Here is a 2,425-nt window from a genome sequence, read left to right as displayed (position 1 = left end):
CCGCGGTCGTCGTCTCTTCAACGTCGCACGGCCGCGCCAGGTCTGCGCCAATTGTCTGCAAGCCCCATGATCGTCCGTTTCGTTCGGTAGCGCGCCCACGCGGCGCGCGCGTGCGCGGGTTCTTCGCGTCACGCGACTCCGCCATCCCGCAACGTTCGAGGTCTGCCATGTTCCGTTCGCGTCGCAACGTCCTGCTCGCCGGCAGCCTCGCCGCGCTGGGCCTGCCCGGCATGAGTCACGCCTACTCCGCCTGCGTGGGGACGAGCCAGGAACTCGACGATGCCCTCGCCCAGGCGACCGCGACGACCGACGCATCGATCACGATCAAGGTGCGCGAGGGCACCTACGCCGCGGGCGCGGGCAACGTCTTCTACCTCACGCTGACGCATTCGAACCAGACCGCGAGCATCAGCGGCGGCTGGAGCGGCGCAGGCTGCGGGACCCGGCGCCTCGGCGCGCATTCGGGCAGCGTGCTCGTCGGCTCGGCGAGCGTGGCCGCCATCCAGCTCAATACGGGCTTCGGCACGAGCGGCAACACGATCAACGCGACCGACCTCGCACTGCGGAACGACGCGGGCATCGCCAACGATGCCGTCGGCGCCTGCCTGCACGTCGTGCTGAACCCGGGCAGCACGGTGCGCGCCTATCGCATGCGGCTGGACGGGTGCGTCGGTGCCTCGGCCGCGATCCTCGACAACTCCGGCGGCGATCTCACGTTTGCCAACAGCGTGGTCCAGGGTGGCTTCAACGCGGGCGCGCCGGTGCGCTCGCTCGGCAACGACGGCATCACGCGGCTCGCGCAGCTCACGATCACCGCCAATACGGCGACCTCGACGAGCCAGGAAGCGAGCGGGCTGTACATTCTCTCGGCACCGAACGTCGGCACGCAGGTCACGCTCGACAACAGCATCGTATGGGGCGGCGTCGCGCCCGCGGGCATCCCCGACATCGCGACCGACGGCCCCGGCATCGTCTTCACGCGCGCGCACTACGAAACGCGCAGCAACGTCAACGCCGCCGTCACGGACAATGCGCCGAGCCACGGCGCCCCGGGCTTCATGACGCCGACCAACCCGCGCCTGCGCAGCGACTCGCCGCTCGTCGACAGCGGCGTCGCGATCGCGGTCGGCGGCACCAGCGACGCGGATGGAGAGGCGCGCACGCAAGGGGCCGCGGTCGACGTCGGCGCGTACGAGACGAATCCCGATCGGATCTACGCCGACGGGCTCGAGTGAGGGAGAAAGCGGAAAAGAGGCGACCGAGGCCGTTTTCCGCCCGAGCCCGCAAGGCCGCGGGGAGCCGCGGTGCGGGAATTACCTGCGTCCGGTTGCTCCCGGCGCGCGCACCGTCGTGTCGAGCAGGCGCTCGAGCATCGTCGCATGGTCGTCGCAGCGTCCGCTGTGCACAGGCGAGGTCTGGATCACCGTGCTGCGTGGCGCGACGAGCCAGCGGAACCGCTCGCGCGCGGGCAGGCGGCCGATCGGCCCCGCGTCCTCGCCGCCCGCACAGATCGCGACGAATGCGGCGAGGTGCGCGCGCACGGTGTCGAGGTCGACACCCGGATCGAGCGCGCGCAGGCGCGCCTCGTCGAGTTCGATGCGCGCCTCGAGGTAGCGGCCGGCCTTGCACGACAGCACGACGCCGGCGTTGACGAACTCGCCGCGCTCCACGCGCGGGACGACGCGGATCACCGCATAGTCATACGCGTGCACGCAGCGCCTCCTCGACGAACGCGCGCGGCGCTTCGATGCGCCGGCAGAGGTAGTTCGCGTACGCCTCGCGATGCCCGTCCACGCTCGCGAACGGCGCGTCGCCGCCGAGCCATTCCGCGGGGATCATCGCGACGATGCGTTCGATCGCCTCGCGCGGGAGCAGCGCGGCGAGGCGATCGTCCGCCTCGCGCAGCAGGGTCGCGAACGGCAGCAGCACGTGGTCCCTGATGCGCGCGAACGGGTCGGCCGCGCGCGCGAGGTAGCCGTCCCACGCGTGATGGAAGTACAGCGCGGCGCCGTGGTCGATGAGCCAGAGCTTGCGGTGCCAGACGAGCAGGTTCGTGTTGCGCGCGGTGCGGTCGACGTTGCTTACGAACGCGTCGAACCAGACGATCGCCGAGGCGAGCCCGGCGTCCGGCTGGTCGACGACCGGATCGAACGTGATCGATCCGGGCAGGTAGTCGAGCGCGAGGTTGAGCCCGCCGCTCGCGCGGATCAGGTGCTGGATCTCGGGATCGGGCTCGGTGCGCGCGAGATCGGCATCGAGTTCGACCAGCACGATCTCGGGCACGGGCAGCCCGAGCGCGCGCGCGAGCTCGCCCGCGACGAGTTCGGCGATCAGCGCCTTCGGCCCCTGCCCCGCCCCGCGGAACTTGAGCACGTACAGGCCGTCGTCGTTGCCCTCGACGATCGCGGGCAGCGAGCCGCCTTCG

The 2,425-nt window shown here is 71.1% G+C and carries 3 protein-coding genes; 1 reads left to right on the top strand and 2 read right to left on the bottom strand.

Annotation, left to right across the window (positions count from 1 at the left end; all coding sequences use genetic code 11):
- Nucleotides 1-167 precede the first annotated feature (167 nt).
- Complete coding sequence (locus VI238_RS05270; protein ID WP_331649193.1) at nt 168-1,235, top strand: choice-of-anchor Q domain-containing protein; 1,068 nt, start codon at nt 168-170, stop codon at nt 1,233-1,235.
- A 78-nt stretch (nt 1,236-1,313) separates the two neighbouring features.
- On the opposite strand, the gene VI238_RS05265 is transcribed toward VI238_RS05270, so the two are convergent.
- Both VI238_RS05265 and VI238_RS05260 read right to left on the bottom strand, forming a co-directional pair.
- The gene (locus tag VI238_RS05265) at nt 1,314-1,712 is read right to left on the bottom strand and encodes a DUF3037 domain-containing protein (RefSeq protein WP_331649191.1); all 399 of its coding nucleotides are present in this window, start codon (nt 1,710-1,712) and stop codon (nt 1,314-1,316) included.
- On the bottom strand, nt 1,699-2,425 hold a 727-nt coding region (locus VI238_RS05260; RefSeq protein ID WP_331649189.1), incomplete at its 5' end, for a HipA family kinase. The genes VI238_RS05265 and VI238_RS05260, both read right to left, overlap by 14 nt.

Source organism: Dokdonella sp. (assembly GCF_036518555.1).
Lineage (GTDB): Bacteria > Pseudomonadota > Gammaproteobacteria > Xanthomonadales > Rhodanobacteraceae > Dokdonella_A.
This window is presented reverse-complemented; position numbering and strand designations above follow the sequence as displayed.

Coding starts and splice junctions, on each gene's coding strand:
- VI238_RS05270 (WP_331649193.1), top strand. CDS start 168: ATGTTCCGTTCGCGTCGCAACGTCCTGCTCGCCGGCAGCCTCGCCGCG.